General features: G+C 48.5%; 17 protein-coding genes. 5 read left to right on the top strand and 12 right to left on the bottom strand.

Annotated features, from left to right (window positions below):
- Positions 1-26: 26 nt before the first annotated feature.
- Both metH and C7R92_RS05265 read left to right on the top strand, forming a co-directional pair.
- Entirely contained in the window at positions 27-3,473 is a 3,447-nt protein-coding gene (gene metH / locus C7R92_RS05270; RefSeq protein ID WP_106833460.1) for a methionine synthase, read from the top strand.
- 44 nt (positions 3,474-3,517) lie between these two features.
- Entirely contained in the window at positions 3,518-5,383 is a 1,866-nt protein-coding gene (locus tag C7R92_RS05265) for a bifunctional homocysteine S-methyltransferase/methylenetetrahydrofolate reductase (protein ID WP_106833459.1), read from the top strand.
- Between the two features lie 59 nt (positions 5,384-5,442).
- Here C7R92_RS05265 and C7R92_RS05260 read toward each other — a convergent pair whose 3' ends face one another.
- From C7R92_RS05260 to C7R92_RS05245, 5 genes are all read right to left on the bottom strand, one after another.
- Positions 5,443-6,432 carry a phosphotransferase gene (locus tag C7R92_RS05260; protein WP_106833458.1) on the bottom strand — a complete coding sequence of 330 codons (990 nt, stop codon included), beginning with the start codon at positions 6,430-6,432 and terminating at the stop codon, positions 5,443-5,445.
- 73 nt (positions 6,433-6,505) lie between these two features.
- The gene (locus C7R92_RS05255) at positions 6,506-7,081 is read right to left on the bottom strand and encodes a mismatch-specific DNA-glycosylase (protein ID WP_106833457.1); all 576 of its coding nucleotides are present in this window, start codon (positions 7,079-7,081) and stop codon (positions 6,506-6,508) included.
- Between the two features lie 115 nt (positions 7,082-7,196).
- Complete coding sequence (locus C7R92_RS32245) at positions 7,197-7,346, bottom strand: hypothetical protein (RefSeq protein WP_016739809.1); 150 nt, start codon at positions 7,344-7,346, stop codon at positions 7,197-7,199.
- A 208-nt stretch (positions 7,347-7,554) separates the two neighbouring features.
- Positions 7,555-8,274, bottom strand: coding sequence for a 3-ketoacyl-ACP reductase (locus C7R92_RS05250; RefSeq protein ID WP_069852239.1), 720 nt, complete (start codon positions 8,272-8,274; stop codon positions 7,555-7,557).
- Positions 8,275-8,451: 177 nt separating this feature from the next.
- Positions 8,452-9,972: a carboxypeptidase M32 gene (locus tag C7R92_RS05245; protein WP_106833456.1), complete on the bottom strand. Its 1,521-nt coding sequence runs from the start codon at positions 9,970-9,972 to the stop codon at positions 8,452-8,454.
- 186 nt (positions 9,973-10,158) lie between these two features.
- Between C7R92_RS05245 and C7R92_RS05240 the strand changes: the two genes are divergently transcribed.
- A complete protein-coding gene (locus C7R92_RS05240; protein WP_017247887.1) occupies positions 10,159-11,757 on the top strand; it encodes a peptide chain release factor 3 in 1,599 nt (532 codons plus the stop codon).
- Positions 11,758-11,930: 173 nt separating this feature from the next.
- On the opposite strand, the gene C7R92_RS05235 is transcribed toward C7R92_RS05240, so the two are convergent.
- The 4 genes from C7R92_RS05235 to C7R92_RS05220 form a co-directional block, all read right to left on the bottom strand.
- A complete protein-coding gene (locus C7R92_RS05235; RefSeq protein WP_106833455.1) occupies positions 11,931-12,848 on the bottom strand; it encodes an acetamidase/formamidase family protein in 918 nt (305 codons plus the stop codon).
- Between the two features lie 208 nt (positions 12,849-13,056).
- Positions 13,057-13,596: a GNAT family N-acetyltransferase gene (locus C7R92_RS05230; RefSeq protein ID WP_106833454.1), complete on the bottom strand. Its 540-nt coding sequence runs from the start codon at positions 13,594-13,596 to the stop codon at positions 13,057-13,059.
- Positions 13,597-14,685 (bottom strand): M24 family metallopeptidase, encoded by a 1,089-nt coding sequence (locus C7R92_RS05225; RefSeq protein WP_106833453.1) that lies wholly within the window; start codon positions 14,683-14,685, stop codon positions 13,597-13,599.
- 31 nt (positions 14,686-14,716) lie between these two features.
- Positions 14,717-15,268, bottom strand: coding sequence for a helix-turn-helix domain-containing protein (locus tag C7R92_RS05220; RefSeq protein WP_106833452.1), 552 nt, complete (start codon positions 15,266-15,268; stop codon positions 14,717-14,719).
- A gap of 170 nt (positions 15,269-15,438) precedes the next feature.
- On the opposite strand from C7R92_RS05220, the gene C7R92_RS05215 reads away from it, so the two are divergent.
- Together C7R92_RS05215 and C7R92_RS05210 are read left to right on the top strand one after the other, a co-directional pair.
- Complete coding sequence (locus C7R92_RS05215) at positions 15,439-16,587, top strand: MFS transporter (protein ID WP_017247895.1); 1,149 nt, start codon at positions 15,439-15,441, stop codon at positions 16,585-16,587.
- Positions 16,588-16,789: 202 nt separating this feature from the next.
- Entirely contained in the window at positions 16,790-17,773 is a 984-nt protein-coding gene (locus C7R92_RS05210) for an ABC transporter substrate-binding protein (protein WP_106833451.1), read from the top strand.
- A 55-nt stretch (positions 17,774-17,828) separates the two neighbouring features.
- Here C7R92_RS05210 and C7R92_RS05205 read toward each other — a convergent pair whose 3' ends face one another.
- From C7R92_RS05205 to C7R92_RS05195, 3 genes are read right to left on the bottom strand one after another with little or no spacing between them, the layout of a single operon-like run.
- The gene (locus C7R92_RS05205) at positions 17,829-18,623 is read right to left on the bottom strand and encodes a DUF817 domain-containing protein (protein ID WP_069852228.1); all 795 of its coding nucleotides are present in this window, start codon (positions 18,621-18,623) and stop codon (positions 17,829-17,831) included.
- A 38-nt stretch (positions 18,624-18,661) separates the two neighbouring features.
- Positions 18,662-19,465, bottom strand: a complete 804-nt coding sequence (locus tag C7R92_RS05200; protein ID WP_106833450.1) for an alpha/beta hydrolase — start codon at positions 19,463-19,465, stop codon at positions 18,662-18,664.
- Positions 19,462-20,463, bottom strand: coding sequence for an ABC transporter substrate-binding protein (locus tag C7R92_RS05195; protein ID WP_106833449.1), 1,002 nt, complete (start codon positions 20,461-20,463; stop codon positions 19,462-19,464). The genes C7R92_RS05200 and C7R92_RS05195 overlap by 4 nt, the downstream gene beginning before the upstream one ends.
- Positions 20,464-20,484: the final 21 nt, after the last annotated feature.

Below are 20,484 nucleotides of genomic sequence, written 5' to 3'. Positions count from 1 at the left end.
ATGCAAGGTAGAAAAGGGGCACGTCAATGAAACCAACTTTTCGCGAACAACTTTCCCGGAAAATTCTGATTCTGGACGGTGCAATGGGCACCATGCTTCAACAGGCAAACCTGACTGCTGATGATTTCGGCGGTGAAGCCTATGATGGCTGTAATGAACTCCTGAACCTGACCAGACCAGATGTGATCCGTTCCATTCACGAGAAATATTTAGCGGCGGGCGCAGACATCGTCGAGACAAATACGTTTGGTGCTGCTTCCATCGTTTTGGCTGAGTACGATGTGCCAGAAAAAGACCTTGAGATCAATATAGCCGCAGCCCGCTTGGCCAGAGAAGCGGTGGATGCCTATTCTACGGAGGAGTGGCCGCGTTTTGTAGCAGGTGCAATGGGACCTACGACCAAAACCCTTGCGTTGACAGGCGGTGTCACTTTCGAAGAACTGGTCGAGGCGTATTATCGTCAGGCAAAAGGTCTGATTCTTGGCGGCTCCGATGTTCTTCTATTGGAAACCTCGCAAGACACGTTAAACGTCAAGGCTGGCGGAATCGGGATTCGCAAAGCTTTTGAAGAGCTTGGACAGGAGCTCCCGGTGATGCTGTCAGGTACGATTGAGCCGATGGGCACAACGCTGGCGGGCCAAAACATCGAGGCGTTTTACATCTCCTTGGAGCATTTACAGCCAGTCTCCATTGGTTTGAACTGTGCGACAGGACCAGAGTTCATGCGTGATCATCTGCGGACACTGTCAGGAATTGCCCAATGTGCGGTTAGCTGTTATCCGAACGCAGGCTTGCCAGACGAGAACGGCCATTACCATGAAACGCCACAGGGACTTGCTTCGAAAATGCGGGCATTCGCTGATCAGGGCTGGATAAACGTCGCTGGCGGTTGCTGCGGAACAACGCCTGACCATATTCAAGCGATGGCAGAAGCGTTGAAAGACTGCAAGCCGCGCAGTGCAGCTGTGGAACCGCTGAGCGCAGTCTCCGGGATCGAGGTTGTTTACGTCGAAGATGACAATCGTCCCTTGCTAGTAGGGGAGAGGACCAATGTCATCGGTTCCAAAAAATTCCGTGAAATGATTGCAGCTGGTCATTATGAAGAAGCATCTGATATTGCCCGAGCACAAGTGAAGCGCGGCGCACATGTCATCGATATATGCTTGGCTGACCCCGACCGTGATGAATACGAAGATATGGAAAAATTCCTACAGTTCATCGTGAAAAAAGTAAAAGCGCCCCTCATGATCGACTCGACAGATGCCAAGGTCATGGAACTGGGACTTCGCTATTCGCAAGGGAAGGCCATTCTCAACTCGATCAACTTGGAAGACGGGTTGGAGCGATTTGAGGAAGTCGTTCCGCTTATTCACAAATTCGGTGCCTCCGTTGTCGTTGGAACGATTGAGGAAGCAGGTATGGCTATCACTCGCGAAAAGAAGCTGGAGGTCGCGCAACGCTCGTACGACATTCTTGTCAACCAGTATGGCATAAAGCCACAGGATATTATATTCGATCCACTCGTCTTTCCAGTAGGGACAGGGGATGAACAATACATCGGCTCTGCCAAGGAAACCGTAGAAGGAATTCGTTTGATCAAACAGGTAATGCCTGCTTGCAAGACGATCCTGGGTGTCAGTAACGTTTCCTTCGGCTTGCCTCCTGCGGGTCGGGAAGTGCTGAATGCAGTCTTCTTGTACCACACAACTCTCGCAGGGCTTGATTACGCCATCGTCAACACGGAAAAGCTGGAGCGCTATGCTTCGATCCCAGAAGACGAGAAAAAGCTGGCAGAAGCTCTTCTATTCGAGACAAATGATGAGACATTGGCGGCCTTCACCGAATTTTATCGCCAAAAGAAAAAGGAAGTCAGTGTGGAAGTCTCCTCGTTAACGCTCGAGGAACGTTTGGCCCGTTATGTAGTCGAAGGCTCCAAGGATGGCCTGGTGGAAGACTTGAAGCTGGCTCTGGATAAATACACACCGCTCGAGATCATCAACGGTCCGTTGATGGCTGGGATGGAAGAGGTCGGTCGCCTGTTCAACGGCAACCAGCTGATCGTGGCAGAAGTATTGCAGAGCGCGGAAGTGATGAAGGCATCCGTTTCGTTTTTAGAGCCATTCATGGAAAAAAGCGATGCCGCTGCCAAGGGGAAAATCTTGCTGGCGACAGTCAAGGGCGATGTACACGACATCGGAAAAAACCTCGTGGAAATTATTTTGTCAAACAACGGCTACAATGTCGTGAACCTAGGGATCAAGGTACCGCCAGAGCAACTGATTGCCGCATGCAGAGAAGAAAAGCCGGATGCCATCGGTCTGTCTGGACTCTTGGTAAAATCCGCACAGCAAATGGTCATTACAGCACAAGACCTGCGTGATGCAGGCATTGATATCCCGATGATGGTTGGCGGTGCGGCGTTGACGCGCAAGTTCACATCGAACCGGATCGCACCGGAATACCGTGGAATTGTTTTATACGCAAAAGATGCCATGGATGGTCTGGATCTCGTAAATCGTCTGCAAAATCCGGAAGAACGTGATCGCTTGGTAGAGGAACAGCAACATCTGCTGGAAGCAGTTGCAACGGCTCAACCTGTCATCGAGGAGAAAAAAGCACCTTTGCCAGCTCGCTCAGCCGTCAGCAGAACGGTTCCGATCCATCTGCCACCAGATTGTGAACGACATGTTCTGCGACAATACCCGCTCAGCCATCTGCAACCGTATTTGAACCTGCGGATGCTCCTCGGAAAACACCTCGGTGTTCGCGGAAATGTAGATAGATTGATAGAGGCAGGCGACGAGAAGGTACTGGAACTGTACGGCATTGTGGAAGAGCTATTAAATGAAGCGAAGCAAAAAGGAACCATTACGACACACGGCGTGTATCAGTTCTTCCCGGCTCAGTCAGATGGCAACGATATTTTGGTTTATGATCCAAAAGACCACAGCAAGCTGCTGGAGCGCTTCTCGTTCCCGCGTCAGCTGGAAGAACCTCATCTTTGCCTGTCCGACTTCTTGCGACCAGTGGAGAGCAAGGAAATGGATTATGTCGGATTCCTGACCGTAACGGCTGGGGGAGGGATTCGCGAAAAATCTACAGAGCTAAAAGAGCGTGGTGACTACTTGCGCTCTCATGTCCTCCAATCCTTGGCATTGGAGCTGGCAGAGGCATTTGCAGAGCGAATTCACCACGTCATGCGCGACGTGTGGGGCATTCCTGATCCGGTTGAGATGACGATGCTCGAGCGCTTTGGTGCTAGATATCAGGGCATTCGTGTCTCCTTCGGTTACCCTGCTTGCCCGAACCTGGAAGATCAGGCGCAGTTGTTCCGTCTGCTGCGTCCAGAGGATATCGGCGTTCAGCTGACAGAGGGCTTCATGATGGAGCCAGAAGCTTCCGTATCCGCGATGGTATTTGCACATCCTGAAGCACGTTATTTCAACGCAGGTCCATCTATTTTTGAAGTGTAAGGAAAGTAGTAAAGATAAATGAAACTGGGAGAGAAGGGATTGAGTTGACGACGAGAAAGAAAGATTTACGAGCCTATTTGAAAGACCACCTGCTAGTCGGAGATGGTGCGATGGCGACCCAGCTGCACGGGCTGGGCGTCCCGGTTGGCGTCAGCTTTGAAGAGCTGTGTTTATCCAACCCGCGTTTGGTACATGAAGTTCATACGTCTTACTATCAGGCCGGTGCACGTTTCCTAGAGACAAATACGTATTCTGCCAACCGAGATGCATTGAGCCGTTACGGTCTGGAGCATAAGGTAGCGCGGATTAACCGGCTAGCAGTCGCCATTGCACGGGAAGCCGCACAGGATGATGCTTATGTGGCTGGGAGCATCGGATCGATTTTGGCTGGACGGGTGAAGAAAAAGGTTTTGGACGAATACCGTGACCAGTATGAGGAACAGGCGATTGCTCTGTTGCATGCGGGCGTAGATGGACTGATTCTGGAGACGTTCGTGGACTTGGAGGAGCTGCTTCTGGCGATCGAGGTAATCCGTCCGCTCACAGATGTCCCTGTAATCGCGCAGTTAGCCACTCTGGAAGTAGGACGCACACGTGATGGCTACGCTTTGACAGATGCTTTTTCCGAGCTAAAAGCCGCAGGCGCTGACGTGATCGGTCTAAACTGTCGCCTTGGTCCTGCTGAATTGCTACGCTCGTTTGAAAATACAGTGATTCCAGAAGATGCACTTTTATCCGTATTCCCGAATGCGGGGCGTCTGGGGATGACTGACGGCGAATACGCTTTTAAATCGTCACCTGAATATTTTGGACAGAGTGCGCTTCGCTTGCGTGAGCAGGGGATACGGTTGATTGGCGGGTGCTGCGGAACCACACCTGCACATGTGAAGGCGATTGCGGATGCACTTGAGTCACTTGAGCCGCAAGCGCGTGTGAACCCGACCATCGTAGCTGGTGATCGTCCTTCGATTTCTGTGCAGTACACGAGGGAGAGGGAGAAACCAAGCATTGTCGAGCGCGTAAAAACAGCAACGACGATCATTGTCGAGTTTGATCCGCCGCGTGATCTGGATGCAGACCAGTTTCTCCACGGATGCTGCGAGCTACACAAATCCGGAGCGGACGCCATTACGTTGGCGGATAACTCGTTGGCGACAGTGCGGATGAGCAACATGGCTCTCGGAGCACTCATGAAGAGCAGACATGGAATCGATCCGCTCTTACACATCGCTTGCCGGGACCGCAATCTGATTGGGCAGCAATCGCACTTAATGGGGCTGCACGCTTTGGGGATCGACCAAATATTGGTGATTACTGGGGATCCATCGCGCTTTGGGGATTTGCCAGGTGCCAGCTCGGTATTTGATGTGACCTCTTTTGATCTGATTCGCATGGTGAAGCAGTTAAACGAAGGAGTTTCGTTCTCAGGACGTCCGTTAAAGCAAAAAGCCCAGTTCATCGTGGGCGCGGCCTTTAATCCGAATGTCCGAAATATGGATGCTGCCGTTGCCCGCTTGGAAAAAAAGGTCGAGGCAGGCGCGGACTACATTATGACACAACCTGTGTACGATGCAGAGTCCATTCGGAATGTATACGAGGCGACGAAGCATATCGGCATTCCTGTCTTTATCGGGATCATGCCGTTGACCAGCTCGCGCAATGCGGAGTTCCTGCATAATGAAGTGCCGGGAATCAAGCTGTCGACAGAAGCTCTGGAACGGATGAAAAAGGTACAGGGAGAGGCTGCCCGCCAGGAAGGGATCGCAATCGCGAAGGAATTGGTCGACACGGCCGTTCGTTACTTCAATGGCATCTATCTGATTACACCCTTCAATTATTACGAGATGGCGGCAGAGCTCATTCAATATACTCGTCAGCAAAGCTCATTGGTGAAGCTGGCTCAGACTTAGCGGTATACATCAGTAAAATAGGGAAGGCCTATGTGTATAGACAGGCTATAGCCTTGCGTCTAATATACATGGGCCTTCATTTCGTCTAACATATAGGCGGTCTTGAGAGCTTCCCGATTGCAAAACTGTTGAATCTCAGCAAGGCTCATCTGGGCATACAGCTTCTTGCGTAAAAAACGTTCAATGATATGCGGGAAAGAGAGATCGACAAAGAGCAAATGCAGTTGCTCAATCGATAAGGGATTTTCTTGGAGATAGCCACGCAATATATGAGAGAACCATTCTTCGTTCCACTGCTCATTTTTTCGCATCGCAAGGGATAGAACACGAGCAATGTCTTTGGACGGAAAATCGTAACGAACGTCCTCCCAGTCAATGATTGCAATTCTTTGATTACTGACGAGCAAATTCCCATTGTTAAAATCTCCATGACAGAGATAGTGATTGCTTAGGGGTTCCTTTTTCCATTTCGAGAAGTATGGAGAGGATATCAAATGTTCCTTGGCTGTGATCCCGGCTTGTTTAAAAAAAGGAAGATATTCCGTGAGCGCAGCGTATTTTTGATCATTCTTCCTGGCGTGTCGAAGCTCCCACTTCTCAATGGCAGCTAAATCTGTTTTGTACTCTACTGACCATTTTTCTGCGCCATTGTAAAGGATGCTATGGTTGGAGGAAAAACCGAGCGACCTCGCATGAAATTTGCCTAATACCATGCCGATCCGTTCCATTCGAATAGGGGAGTTATACGCAATATTTGGCCAGGATAGTCTTTGGTGAAGAACGAAAAGATTTTCTTTATGAGTGATGTAACGCTTATTATTTTTGGTTCGTTGAATGTCGGGGATGAGTACGCCGTTTTTGCGCAAATGCGCTTCTGCATTCAGAATGAAATGTAAACGTTCCTTTTGCAGAGGGAAAGCTTTTCCGATGAATTTGCCATTGGTTGTTTCCAAGTAAATGACGAATGATTTGGATGTATCCCGAATGGTTTTGTGATGCAGAACAGTCATGGCGTATCTGTTCTGGATTTTTTTGATGAGGTCGTCCACTGCTGATGCCCCTCCTTGCGTACAGAGCTACAAGTATTGTATGGAAGAAGAGGAGTGGTTGACACGAAAGGATCTACTTAGGCGCGGGAAGAGGGTGCCAATTCATCTCGCGTAAAAAATGACTCAACTCACTAAACTTGGCGATTCGTTCCTCACGTGTAAAAGATGCGTTAGCCCCACTGGTAGACGGGACGACAAACACATAGCTGCCAGACCAATCTTCTGTCCCAAAGTACCTGATTGGCTGCAGCCCCAGTGAAATGGCTTCTTTTTTTTGTCCAGTCGCGTGACGAAAAGCAGTAATGCCGTTAAAACAAATGACACGAGGCCGGTAAGTCTGAATCATTTGGACGAACAGCTCTGCCCCTGTGGCATAATCCTCGTTGCGCAGGTCTGTTGCGGAGCGGGTAGGGCGTGATACCAGATCGGTAATACCGTAGTTGTAGTCTAAGAGGGTAGCGGTTTCCTCGGGCAAGAGCTTGTGAGGTGTCAGGCCGCCTTCGTACAATCCACGCCAAAACAGGTTGGCTGGATTGGCGTAGTGGAAACCCGTCGCAGCTGATATACGCCCTGGATTGATACCGCAAAATAAGACCGCCAAATCGCGGCGAATGTATGTGGGCAACCATTTTTCTGTGAACTCGACCAAAAGCGAACCCCTCCTGTTTACCACATTGTAGCACATCAGTGAGCGCTTTCAGAAAGGAGCAAAAAAAGCTGCCAGATTCGGCAGCTTCAGGTTATATTCGATCAAGTATTGGATCTTATAACTGGGGAAGCGGATACGGCAGCACTTGCTGTGGCTCATTGAACGTGAATTGCTCCATTTCATTTCGGACGTATCTTTTCGTCTCGAATGGAACGACTTCTTGTTCTTCATTCCCCCACAACCAATTCGACAGCATTTGTATCATAAGGATACCCTCCACTTTGTGGAAATGTTTTACATGTTCATCATACTCCAGGTGAGGGCATTTTTGGTTGGGCAGGTGTGAATAAGGCGTGAAGAAATCGTGGATAGAACGTGAACAAAAAGGAAGCGATTTCACAGAGCTTCGAAAAAAAGCGTAAAGAAATCCGCCTGTACGAACGGACTCTTTTCGCTTTTTTGCCGTGCCATTTCTATGGATTGGTGGACCACAGTCCAGCGGATTTCACGAAGATGCGCTTGTTCAGCTTCAGCTGGCTAACCACGAACTCAGCAATATCCTCTGGCTGCATGGTCTTTTCAGGATTTCCGTCGGTCAGACCCAAGTCAATGGCCATATCGGTTGCTACTGTGCTAGGCGTAAGCGCCGTTACGCGAATGTTGTGTTTGCGCACTTCGAGAGCCAACGATTCAGTCAGGCCAAGAACACCAAACTTGGATGCACTATACGCGCTGGTGACAGGAGCTCCTTTTTGTCCAGCAGTGGAGGAGATGTTGATAATGTCACCAGAGTTTTGGTCAATCATGCCAGGGAGTACAGCGCGAGTGACGTAGTACACACCCATCAGATTGACTTGGATGATTTGTTCCCATTCGCTCGTTTCAAGCTCCAGGAATTTACCGAATTTAGCCACGCCAGCATTGTTGAGCAGGATATCAATGTGACCCAATTCATTTTTGATAGAGGTAACGGCTGTCGTGACGTCATCATAGTTGGAAACGTCTGCTGTCGCAATCGCGACCTTCACGCCGTATGCTTCTATTTCCTTCGCTACTTGCTTCAAATTTTCCTCAGAGCGAGCCAAGAGTCCAAGATTCACGCCTTCTTTTGCCAAAGCAATTGCAGTAGCGCGCCCGATGCCTTTACCTGCTCCTGTAATGATTGCGGTTTTTCCTTTTAGATCGATAGCCAATCGATAACACTCCTTTTTCAAGACAATAGGAATCTCATGTATATTGTGCAGTGTACTAGCATTTATCCTCGAGGGGAAGGATGCACTTTTATGTACGTAGGTTACGAAAGGTAACTTTACAAAATAAAAATGTCCTCCCTGAGCAGGGAGAACATTGGATAGCAAGGGGATAACTGTTTACAGCTTGTATACGTCTGTGTATTTTTTCTCAAGGTAATTCATCAAGTAAGTCGCATTTGTACCTTCGCCTGTAATCGCTTGAACGAGTTCACGAGGACTCTTCATTTTACCGTACTGATGGATTTTTTCCTTGAGCCACTCACGTATTGGAGCGAAATCGCCTTTTGCGATCAGTTCTTCGTAGCCGTTGATCTCACTCTCCATAACGTGGACGAATTGTGCCGCATACACATTACCCAGCGAGTAAGTAGGGAAGTAGCCGATCATTCCACCTGACCAGTGTACATCCTGAAGCACACCCAGTGCATCTGTCGGTGGCTCGACACCCAGGTATTCTTTCATTTTTTCGTTCCAAATTTTTGGCAGATCAGCCACTTGAATGGTTTGATTGATCAAGCCTTTCTCGATTTCGTAACGGATCATGACATGCAGGTTGTACGTCAACTCATCTGCTTCCGTACGGATAAAGGAAGGAGTAACAGCGTTAACCGCACGATGCAGGTCTTCTACAGACACACCTTCGAATTGAGTAGGGAACACTTTTTGCAAGTCCGCGAAAAAGTGATTCCAGAACGGCAGACTGCGTCCGACCATGTTTTCCCAGTAGCGGGATTGAGATTCGTGAATCCCCATGGAGGTACCATCGCACAGAGGAGTGAACAGCAGGTCAGGATTGATGTTCTGCTCGTACATCGCGTGGCCAGCCTCGTGAATACAACTGAAGAGCGCAGAGTTGAAATCATTTTCAGCGTAGCGCGTCGTAATGCGGACATCACCAGGATTGAAGGTGGTGCAGAACGGATGCGCACTGCGATCCATGCGGCCAGACTTGAAGTCGTACCCGATTTTCTCGAGGATATAACGGCTGAATGCTTCTTGGTCTGCCACAGGGAAGTTTTTCGTCAAAAATGATGTGTCTGGCTTGTTCGGGGAGTCGGCGATTGCTTTTACCAGCTTGACAGTTTTCTCGCGCAAGGTGGCGAAGATCGGATCGAGCTGGTCGACAGTCATGCCAGGCTCATACATGTCCAAGAGGGTGTTGTACTTGTTTTTACCGTCATGACCCCAATACTCGATGAACTCGAGCTGAAAGTTCACGATTTTCTCAAGGTACGGTTGGAACATGGAAAAATCGTTGTTGGCACGAGCTTCTTCCCACACCGTTTCTGCTTTGGCGGTCAGCACGACGTACTCCTGATGCCTGTCAGCAGGTATTTTTTTGTTGCGGTCAAATTCCTTTTTGCATTCCAGCACACTGTGACGGGTAATTTCATCCAATGTTTCGAGGACAGATGGCTCACTCAGTTCCGTCAAAAGCGCTTCCATTTCTTTAGACGTCGCCAGCTTGAATTGCTCGCCAGCCAAAGTCCCGATGATTTCAGAACGGGCATCCATTCCATTGCGAGGCGCTTGTGTAGCCTTGTCCCAATAAAGAACGTTCAGTGCTTGCGTGTAGCTGGTTATTTTCTTCACATAGTCACGGAATTCGGCCGTACGTGTTTCCACAGTCGTTGACATAGGGTTCCTCCTGTAAAATTGTAATATTCTGGTAATTAATATGTATGTCATGCAGTCAAAAAATTTTTACTACTGAATATTATAACGGTTTGATCAAAAATTACTAGGTGGATGCGACAAGCATTTGTCGGTATAATCGTAGAGGAAACGAATGTGTTACTTATTTGCGATGACAGGAGAATGAAGATGAGTCAATCCAATCCCCAATGGGAAAATGAGATAGCAAAACGCCGTACCTTCGCCATCATCTCCCACCCGGATGCGGGTAAAACGACAATGACGGAAAAGCTGCTCTACTACGGCGGAGCCATCCGTGAAGCAGGGATGGTCAAAGGGCGCAAAAATTCCAAGCACGCTACCTCCGACTGGATGGAGATCGAGAAAAAGCGTGGAATCTCCGTAACGTCCAGTGCGATGGATTTCGAATACAACGGACACCACATCAACATTTTGGATACACCTGGTCACCAGGACTTCAGTGAAGATACGTACCGTACGCTGACGGCTGCTGACGCTGCTGTGATGATTATCGACGTAGCAAAAGGGGTAGAGGCACAGACGATCAAGCTGTTCAAGGTCTGTCGGATGCGGGGTATTCCGATCTTTACGTTCGTGAACAAGCTGGACCGTCACGGTAAAGATCCATTCGAGCTCTTGGAAGAAATTGAGCGCGTATTGGGTATTCGTTCTTATCCGATGAACTGGCCGATTGGGATGGGTAGCTATTTCAGCGGTGTATTTGACCGCATGAAGTCTCGTGTCGAGCTGTATCAAAACAATACACAGCACGAGGATATTTCCTTTTTCCCTGTAGAAGGAGCAGAAGATCCACTAATCGGTGATCGTGTCGGTCAAGAACTGTGGCAGCAATTGCAGGACGAAATCTCCCTGCTGGATGTTGCGGGAGATGAATACGATCCTGAACTGATCAACAAAGGACAACTGACACCTGTTTTCTTCGGTAGTGCCATCAACAACTTCGGTGTACAAACATTCCTGGATAACTTCCTGCAAATGGCGCCAGCACCTTCTGCGAAGAAAAGTACAGAAGGCTTGATCGATCCGTATACGAACGCGTTCTCCGGCTTCATCTTCAAAATCCAAGCCAATATGAATCCAGCTCACCGAGATCGCATCGCTTTCTTGCGTATTTGCTCCGGAAAGTTTGAGCGGGGAATGTCAGTCAAGCACGTCCGTCTTGGCAAAGACATCAAATTGGCGCAGCCAGTACAGTTTATGGCACAGGACCGCGAAATAGTCGATGAATCGTTCGCGGGAGATGTCATCGGTCTTTTTGACCCGGGCATTTTCCAGATCGGTGATACACTCTGTGTTGGAAAAACGTTTGAGTACGAAGAAATGCCGCACTTCTCGCCAGAGTTTTTCTCCAAGGTGATGGTGAAGGACGCGATGAAGCACAAGCAATTCCAAAAAGGGATCATGCAGTTGACCGAGGAAGGAACGGTGCAGTTATTCCGTACTCATCCGATGGAAGAGCTGATTCTTGGCGTGGTAGGTGTGCTTCAGTTCGAGGTACTGGAATACCGTTTGAAAGCCGAGTACGGGGTAGACATCATGTTGACTCGTATGCCGTATCAAATCGCTCGCTGGCTCGAAGGGGAGAAAGCAGACCTCGATGCTGTGAAGAACAGAACCGTTTCTGACCGTTATGGCCGTCCCGTTATGCTGTTTGAGAGCGAGTACCAGCTGCGTGTTGCGATGGATAAGTACTCGAATATCAAGTTCCACGAGAGTTCTCTTGGTTTGAAATCCGTTCATTCTTAATTGAAAAAAGAAATGCAGGGCCTCCCGATTACGGTGAGGCCCTCTTTGCAGTTGCCTGTCTTGCACGACATTTACTTTGGCAAAGGCGACACAGGTATCCACTTGTTTAAGTACAACGAATACGGATGTTCAAAGAAAATAAAGTAGTAGACTGGTGTTATTGATTGAGCGGGCTAGGATTTGCGAACAGGTAAATATGCTTTTGGAATTTTACAGGCGACACTGTAAGCAGGATTGAACACGTTGGCCACCTCATATTCGACGACTTGGCCGAGCAGCAGGCTTGCTTCATTTACCGAGAGCCCATAGTCTTCAACTAGCAAGGAGAGCATTTCAGTAGTTGCGTGCTGAAGCGCTTGTTCGAGCGGTCTGACGTTGCCGATGCAAGACAAGTGAGTGTCAGACTCCACCCTAGGCCATTTTATCGTCTTGCCCTTATGCACACGGACGGAAAAACGGACGTCTAAAGATATTTCTATACCCGTGCCGACAATTTCACCGCATCCCTGTGTCGCATGTCCATCGCCAAGATGTAAAAGCGCGCCTTCCGCAAACACTGGAAAATAGACAGAGACACCGGCAACTAACGCTTTGTAGTCCATATTACCGCCGTAATTGCCGCTTGTCGCCGTTGATATGACCTGACCTTGGGACGGGGCTACGCCGAAACAGCCGAGAAACGGACGAATCGGCAGGTTCAGGTATTCTAAACCGGGTGTCGGCTTCTCTAACCGCGCTATACCCTGCGCAGCATCCACCTGCCAGCGGACTATTTCCAGAGTGGGCAATGTTGTAGCTGTCAACGGATCGACTACGTTAGGCGCAAGCACATTGCATGTCCATCCCCAGTCCCGGTTTGGCGTCATCGATTCCAGCTTAACCTCCAACACATCACCGGGTTGTGCGCCTTCCACGTAGAAGGGACCCGTCATCGGATTTCCTCTGGGGGCAACGCTTTCTCCCATGTGATCCCATCCTCTTGCATCGATGGTAGAGGTGATAACCGTGTCGCCGTCGTTTATAACCAGCGCCGGTTCATAAGAGCCGATATTGTTATAATACAGTTGCGGTTGAAACGTATGTATAGCCATTTCATTCACTGCCTTTCCTGGAATGTTTAAAGTCAAATATCCGAATATTTGTCTATAATAATTCTCAGTATGGAGGATAAAATCCCTTTTGGTATCTTTTCCAAGTTTTCTCGATGTAATATTGACTAGTGTCTAATACTTTATTTTCTTTTGACAACGGAAGTCTAATCCATTTCACCATTTCCACGACTCATTTGGACAGCATGGACTAAAACTCGATGGCAAAAAACTTGACTTCCTCCGTAGTATTTGGAAGGGTAATCATCCCTTTATCTTGCAGGCCGATTTTCTTTAAAAGATTGGCAGAAGATGTATTATCGGGGTTAGTGATTGCTACGATGCGCTTTAAGCCGACAACTTCTTTTCCGTGGGTAAGAACGGCAGAGGCTGCCTCAAACGCGTAGCCTGTGCCCCAGTATGCGGGCAATAAGGCAAAGCCGATATCGACATCCTCCAGCGAATCTCTCTTGATCAGTCCACATAAACCGATCGGAACATTTCCTTCCTTCAGCTCTGCCAAATACAGACCAAAGCCATGACTCGCGTACATCGCGACAGCACCATTCAAAATATAGTTGCGGGCGTCTTCTGGCGTACGAAGACCACGATCGCCAATAAATCGAATCCAAGAAGGCTCATTCATCAGTTTCAAGACAAAATTAGCGTCTTCGGCAGTTTGCCAGCGGAGGATGAGACGATCTGTTTCTAGCACTTTCAAAGGAACGACACCAGCCTTTTCTTTTTTCATTTATCCGATGATTTGCAGCTCTTTGGGAAAAGACGTCAATACTTCTACGCCATCCTTCGTGACGAGCACATTGTCTTCAATGCGGATGCCACCGATCTTCGTGTTATAAATGCCCGGTTCAATCGTGAAAACCATGCCTGGGATGAGTTCTCCAACTGCCTGGCTGTGAACGTACGGGGCCTCATGAAGCTCCAATCCGATTCCGTGCCCTACACGATTGATGAAAAATTCTCCATAGCCCCGGTCCGCAATGACACCTCGTGCAGCTAGGTCAACCTCTGCGATCAGAGCTCCTGGTCGAACGGCTTGTATCCCAGCCAGATTCGCTTGCAAGACCGTATCGTACATGTCTAGCAATTCTGCACCCAGTTGACCAACTGCAAAAGTACGAGTCAGGTCCGATACATACCCATCGACATACACCCCTGCGTCAATCAACAAAACTTCACCCGCCTGAATCACACGTGTCCCCGGGTCGCCATGGGGCAGTGCTGCTTTTTCTCCAGCTAGTACAATCGTTGAAAAGGATGGGCCTTGGGCTTTTAGCTTTTTCATCTGGTATTCGAGCTCTGCGACGACGTCCAGTTCCGTCATCCCTATGGATATCAGAGGGAGCGTACGGCGTAGGGATTCCTCCATCACCCAAATAGCTCGCTTGATAGTCGCGATTTCAGATGCATCCTTAGCCACACGTATATTGCCCAGCAATTCTCCGACATCCACTGCTTCTGTAGCTTGCACGATCGATACGAGTGCCTCATATGTTTTCGCTGTCAAATGGTTCTTCTCCACACCAATGTGAGAGAGGGGAGTCGGCAGCAAATCCTGAAGCACAGTTAGTGCATTCTGTGAATCGTCATGGGTGTAAATCATAATGGCAGGACAAGCCTCTCGTGCTTTTTCACCGTCCAGAAGTGGAACGAAGAGGAAGGGGGACTCGCCTCTCACCAAAATGAGGCCCATGAAACGTTCATGTGGCTCTGTCAAAAATCCGGTAAAGTAATACACGTTTTTGGGATGCGTAATAATCAACGCGTCCAGTTTCCTGCTTTCCATATACGCGTGCAGCTTTTCCAGTCTTTCTTGCATCCAGATCACCCTTTTTTATTGGTAGACAATGTTAGGTTCTAAAAATGACAGGCGTCAAAACGGACAGGATCTCGGCTTCTTCAACAGTGGAAGGATTGTACCACGTATGAAGGAGAGAGGAAGGGAAGTGGATCGTGTCTCCTTGTTCGAGATGGTATTCTGTTCCGTCGACGACGATGGTGACACATCCTTTTACGACGTAATAAAACTCTTCACCTGGATGCTGAAAGGCGACATGCTTCATCTGTCCGGGTGGCAACACGTTGAGGAGGGGTTCAAGCGCCCTATCGGGGAAATTCCCACCGATTCGAACGTACTTCACAGGTGAACCTTCAATCTGTAACGTTTGACGCTTTTCAATGGGAGTGTGGTACGTGATATCTTTTTCTACTTCAAAGAAGTACGTAATGGGGACACCCAGACATTCCGCAATTTTTTGCAGAGAAGTAATCGCGAGCGAACTGTTACCACGCTCTACTTGTGATAAGAAACTGACGGAGAATCCTGATTTCTCACTTAAATCCTTTAAAGTAAGCTCCTGCTGTATACGAAGCGCTCGTATTTTTTTGTAAACGTGCTCCAAAAAGTCACCTCCTGACCAAAAACAATTACCGTATTACAGTAAATATTACGGTAATACGAAAATAAACGCTACATTTATTCCGAATTTTCTATATTCTTTTCTTATCCTACTTGTACCATTCCCTTCATATACTGGGACAAAGATAGGCCGTTAGAGAGGAAGGGAATGCTTTGAGGGCTCTCCTGTTAGTGGTTTTGTTTCTTGTTGCCTTTGACATGCACGCGCAGACGCCACTTCTTGCGCCGTATTTAAATGTATTAGGTGTATCCGCTGCGATGATCGGCTTCGTGCTCGGCGGATATGCGATCAGCAATTTGACAGGCAATCTGCTCGCAGGACCTTTTCTCGATCGCTATCCGAAAAAATGGTTTATCGCAGGTGGATTGATTTTGGCTGGTGTGATGCTAATTGGCCAAGGCATCGTGCAAAATACCGCAGGTTTTTTTACCTTTCGGCTGATGCTCGGGTTTTTGATGGCGTTTGTATCCCCTGCTTGTTCTGCCTTGCTCGGAGAAACAGGGAAGACGGCACTTGAGCAGGGCGAAATCATGGGTAAAAAGGGATTGGTCCTTACCTCGGCAGGTATCGTATCCCCGGCAGTCGGTAGCTTTTTGGCGGTGCAGTTCGGCTATGGTCAATCATTCGTGATTCTCGGCTACATGATGATCATTGCTGGCGTTTTCGCTTGGATGATGTTGCCCCAAAGAGTAGAGGGAAGCACGCCGTCCACGCCACGGATCAAAGGTGGGGGCAAGCAGAGCCTTACCGCTATCCTGGAAAATCGTATGCTGTACCCTGCGTTTCTTGGAGGATTTGCGATCATTTACGCCCAAGGAACAATCATCTATGAAGTGCCTTTGCTCATCCAAAAACAAGGGCTGTCCCCCGCAGTTACTGGCATCTTGTTCAGTTTGAAAGGTTTGGGGGCACTAGCGATTCTGTGCCAGTTTTGGCTGCATCGCGTCCCCGTAGAGACGAGAACGTTTGCTGGATTGGGTGTGCTTAGCCTTCTTCTGTACGCCCTCGCAATCGGCTTGGCGATTCCGATTCACGTCATGATGTTTTTCTTCGGGGCGTGCTTTGGGATGCTGTTCCCAGCTTTTGCGACCATTTTGACGGTACATTCACCCCGAGAGCAATACGGGAGTGTGTTTAGTATTTACTCAGCGGTATTGTCGATCGGAGCGGTATTGAGCCCAATATTGGCAGGCTTGCTGGGGAATTGGCACCATTCCTACTTCATTGCGTTTTTTGTAACAGCTGGCGTGTGTCTGATCGGGGGACTACATCGATTCTTGTTAAGTGGGGTTCCACGCTAAGCGGATTAAAAATAGAGAGTAGAAGGACTTTCTGCTTAGTAAGCAGGGGGTCTTTTTTCGTTTCCATAAACAAAAAGTTGAGCATCGTGCCATAATCCGATATAATACCCATTGTGATTTTGATAATTATTCTCAATGAAAATGTGGTCGAGTTGGCAATTGCCGCTGCTTGATGGCATGACGCAGATGGAGGAATACACCAATGAAGAAAACAGCCAAACTTTCGATAACCAGTGTCGTATTGGCAAGCCTAGTTACAATCGTGAGCGCTTGTTCTGGCCAGCCGAACGCAGCGAATCCAGAGACTCAAGCGGGTGACAGTCAGACTGCGACGCCGGGGGCTGAAGCTCCACGAGTACTGAAGGATGCGATGGGAAATGAAGTAACAGTCCCAGCCCGACCGCAGCGCGTGATCGCTTCTTATCTGGAGGATCATTTAGTAGCGTTGGGAGTGAAGCCAGTCGCCCAATGGTCTGTAGGGAACAGTGAGGTACAGGGCTACCTGCAAAAGGAGCTGGCGGGTATTCCAGCGATTCCTTATGATCTGCCACCAGAAGTTGTGATGAGCCACAGTCCTGACCTGATTATTTTGGATAGCGCGACCTTGATCCAAGGCGACAGGTATAGTCAGTACGAAAAAATTGCGCCAACCTATACAATCGGAAAAGAAAAGAACAGCGATTGGCGCAAAGAACTCCTGACAGTAGGAGAAGTCCTTAACAAGGGGGAAGAAGCGAAGAAAGTGCTGGCGGCTTATGAGACATTTGCAGTCGAATCCAAACAAAAGTTGCAGCAAGCGATCGGAGAAAAATCAGCGGCAGCACTCTGGATGACGGGGAAAAATGTGTACGTAGCACGTCAGGACTTGTCTAGCGGCGATGTGCTCTACAAGGACCTCGGTTTTAAGGTTCCTGCAATCGTCCAGGAAATCTCCAAGTCAGGAGAAGCAAACTGGAATTCGATTTCCATGGAGAAATTGGCTGAACTCGATGCCGAGTACTTGTTTATCGTAAACAGTAATCCAACTGGTTTGGAACAGCTGCAAAAGGACCCCGTATGGGCGAATATCCCTGCTGTGAAGAATGGAAATGCCTATACGTTTGCGAAAGATTCCAGTTGGCTGTACACAGGCGTCATCGCTAACCGCCAAATGATTGAGAATGTACTGAGCAACGTAATCAAATAAGAAGAAAAAGCCTATCCACCCTTTGACGTTTCGATCGAAAGAGTGGATAGGCTTTTTATATGTGTCTCTTGTTATCATGGGACTGGGATCTTCTGGATTTTACGTGCTTCAATTCCGCCACGATAATAAAGCTCACGATGACAAGTAAAAACCACGAACTGATTTTACTGAGATGCACGAGCTCCCAGCCTGCTCTTTGATTCGGATAATTCCAAGCACCGAGGAACGTCGCTATATTTTCCGCAATCCAAATGAAAAAACCGATCAAAAAGTAACTAAGAGGGATGGGCATGAAAAATCGCTCGTTCGCGACGCTAAAATAAACACGGGTTTTCCAGAAGACAATGAAAATAGCTGCCATCAGCACCCAACGCAAATCCCAAATATAATGGTGGGTGAAAAAGTTCAGATAGATCATGGCGCCCAAAATGGTGGCGATAATCTGATGCGGCCAGCCAGAGAGAGAGACCTCTAGTCGGCGCCAAGCTTGACATAAGTAGCTCGCGACACTGGCGTACATGAACCCACTGTAAAGAGGAACGCCAAACACCTTGCTGTACGCATCTTCTGGATAGCTCCAAGATCCCATATGCACCTTGAATATTTCCAAGCACAGCCCGATCACGTGAAAGACCGTGATGACCTTCAATTCGTCCCGAGACTCCAAGCCACTTTTCACCATGAAGATTTGGAAGAGTAGGCAAAGCAAAAGCAGGAGGTCATACCTCGGCAAACCAGGAATGGTGACGAATTTGGATAAGGCCAGCGAAGCAAAAATAAAGACCGGAAACAAGCATGACATGGCTTCTTGATAGCCGAAATGAAGCAATAAACGAATATATCGTATCATTTGTCTGTCCTTTACGTTCTGAAAGTAGTTTCAGAGAGTTAATCCGTAAGCACAAACCGCACCAGTCTATTGATCGCGGAAGGCAGCACGCTTACGTGGCCCTCATCTTCGAATTTGATGTAGCTCACTTGAATACCTTTGGTAGCGAGTGGTTCCATGCGCTCGACGACCCGTTGTGCACCCTCGACCATGAAGGAGAGTTCATCACCGCCAACAATGACAAGAAGCTTTACTTCGTGTTCCCCTTTCCATTGGGCAATGAAGCGCTCTTGCTCCCTCAATACTTCGTCATTGCCCCACCAAACGGAAGGACTGCCTGATATGACGTGAGAGAATAGCTTCGGACGCGAGAACATCGTATACAGTGTGAAATGGCCGCCCAAGGAGTGGCCGAAAATCGCCTGTTTGTTCGGATTTATTTGCCACTCGGAAGAAATAGCTGGCATCAGCTGCTGTTCAAGGAAATCGAGGAACAAATCAACTCCGCCATACTCTGGCCAAGGCTGCCCGTTTGGTCGGTCAGGAAGCGTAGCTGCGTCCACAGGCATGGTCAGATCATAACAACGGCGGTCCATGTCAAATGGCAGACGTGATGGATAGCCGATTCCTACAACAATGGCTGGGTTGAAGCCCTTGGGCTTACGGGTTTGGACCTTCACTGTCTCGGCAATCGTTCCGAACATCGCATCGCCATCCACGGCATAAATAACCGCATACCCTTCAGGAGGGGCCTCAGCTTCCGGAATCGAAATCATAATCCGATAGGAACGACCTTGGCTTGATTGCAGTGTCCACTCTACACAATTACTAGGGGAGTAGCCGTTTTTCTCTATGATTCTCATTTTGCAATCAATCCTTTCACATCGTCAATGACTTTCATATGTGCGATCAGACCACCACTTAACCAGTGATCTCCGTCAACTTTAAACGTACGACCGTTCTTCACAGCCTCCATGCTTTTCCAAACAGCACTCTCTGTCAAGTCTTTCTCAAACGCATCCCCCGTACCAGCGTCATTGATGAGGAAAATATAGTCCGCATCCAAATCAGGTAAGCTCTCTAGTGATAAATGAATCTCACCGCTGGATACGACCTGGCTTGGCAAAAAGCCTAGTTCTTTGGTAAGTACGTATCCACTGAAGAAATCGTATTTGATGAAGAACATCCCTCTGCCATTGAAGCGAATGATTGCGGCTTTTTTGCCTTGGATATGAGGGGCCAACTCCTTTTTGGCTGACTCGACATGCTCCTTATATGTCTGCAAAGCTTTTTCAGCTTCCGTCGACTTGCCCAACAGATCGCCAACCACGCGTACGGAAGATTCAAGATCAGAATTTGCCTGTTTGAACACATATGTCGGAGCCATCATCTTATATTTATCGTACACGCCGCTTTCGATATGGTTGGCATTGTGCAAGAGGATGAGATCTGGCTCATGGGCCATAACCGCTTCCGGCTCTGGAGGCAATCCACCTGCGAAGGTAATGGACGGCACATCTTTTAGCTTATCTTGCAAATACATTTTTGGTCTTGAGCCCGTTGACCACTGCACGACCGGAGCAACGCCTAATGCGACCAATGTATCTTCCAGATTGGGAGCGAATATTTTGGCAGGTGCGGCAGGCAATGTCACCTCGTTACCCATTTCATCTTTTAGTACCCGCGGGTAGGCAGGCTGATCAGATGAGCTCTTTGCCGATCCTTCGACACTCCCAGTCGCGGACGAATCGACCTTCTGCGTCACTGACTCACTGCTTGTATTGCTCCCGCAGCCTGCCGTAAGTCCAGCAACGAGCATCGTCGTGGTCAGCATCAGGGCAAGGCTAGTTTTCTTTGTCATACAAGTGGAATCCCCTCTCGT

It is taken from the genome of Brevibacillus porteri (assembly GCF_003013475.1).
Classification (GTDB): Bacteria; Bacillota; Bacilli; order Brevibacillales; family Brevibacillaceae; genus Brevibacillus; species Brevibacillus porteri.
The sequence above is the reverse complement of the archived record's forward strand: the minus strand, read 5'-3'. Positions and strand labels throughout refer to the sequence as shown.

Coding starts and splice junctions, on each gene's coding strand:
- C7R92_RS05195 (WP_106833449.1), bottom strand. CDS start 20,463: ATGACAAAGAAAACTAGCCTTGCCCTGATGCTGACCACGACGATGCTC.
- C7R92_RS05245 (WP_106833456.1), bottom strand. CDS start 9,972: ATGTCAACGACTGTGGAAACACGTACGGCCGAATTCCGTGACTATGTG.
- C7R92_RS32245 (WP_016739809.1), bottom strand. CDS start 7,346: ATGATACAAATGCTGTCGAATTGGTTGTGGGGGAATGAAGAACAAGAA.
- C7R92_RS05205 (WP_069852228.1), bottom strand. CDS start 18,623: ATGATACGATATATTCGTTTATTGCTTCATTTCGGCTATCAAGAAGCC.
- metH (WP_106833460.1), top strand. CDS start 27: ATGAAACCAACTTTTCGCGAACAACTTTCCCGGAAAATTCTGATTCTG.
- C7R92_RS05235 (WP_106833455.1), bottom strand. CDS start 12,848: ATGGCTATACATACGTTTCAACCGCAACTGTATTATAACAATATCGGC.
- C7R92_RS05200 (WP_106833450.1), bottom strand. CDS start 19,465: ATGAGAATCATAGAGAAAAACGGCTACTCCCCTAGTAATTGTGTAGAG.
- C7R92_RS05240 (WP_017247887.1), top strand. CDS start 10,159: ATGAGTCAATCCAATCCCCAATGGGAAAATGAGATAGCAAAACGCCGT.
- C7R92_RS05210 (WP_106833451.1), top strand. CDS start 16,790: ATGAAGAAAACAGCCAAACTTTCGATAACCAGTGTCGTATTGGCAAGC.
- C7R92_RS05225 (WP_106833453.1), bottom strand. CDS start 14,685: ATGCAAGAAAGACTGGAAAAGCTGCACGCGTATATGGAAAGCAGGAAA.
- C7R92_RS05230 (WP_106833454.1), bottom strand. CDS start 13,596: ATGAAAAAAGAAAAGGCTGGTGTCGTTCCTTTGAAAGTGCTAGAAACA.